Consider the following 484-nt stretch of genomic DNA (forward strand, 5'->3'; position numbering starts at 1 on the left):
GCGGTCGACCAGTACCGGGCGGGTCGGGCTGATCTCGGTGGACTCGGAGATGTAGGAGGCGAGGCGGGTCTCGTCGTAGACGATCTCCATGCCCCGGCCACCGAGCACGTAGGAGGGGCGGACCAGGACGGGGTAGCCGATCTCGTCGGCGATGGCCTTGGCACCGTGGAAGGTGGTGGCGGTGCCGTGCTTCGGGGCCGGGAGCCCGGCCTCAGCCAAAACCCGGCCGAACGCGCCCCGGTCCTCAGCAGCGTGGATCGCCTCCGGGGAGGTACCGACAACGGGGACGCCGTTGTCCTTCAACGCCTGGGACAGGCCGAGGGGGGTCTGGCCGCCGAGCTGCACGATGACCCCGGCGATGGGTCCGGCGAGGGACTCGGCGTGAACGATCTCCAGGACGTCCTCCAGGGTGAGCGGCTCGAAATACAGCCGGTCGGAGGTGTCGTAGTCCGTCGAGACCGTCTCCGGGTTGCAGTTGACCATC

General features: G+C 69.2%; 1 protein-coding gene. It reads right to left on the reverse strand.

Features of this window, described 5'->3' with window-relative positions:
- The coding region (locus tag IF17_RS01000000136905) for a carbamoyl phosphate synthase preATP-grasp domain-containing protein (protein WP_032773156.1) at positions 1-484 on the reverse strand (484 nt) is incomplete at both ends.

Source organism: Streptomyces cyaneofuscatus (assembly GCF_000718135.1).
GTDB lineage: Bacteria > Actinomycetota > Actinomycetes > Streptomycetales > Streptomycetaceae > Streptomyces > Streptomyces cyaneofuscatus.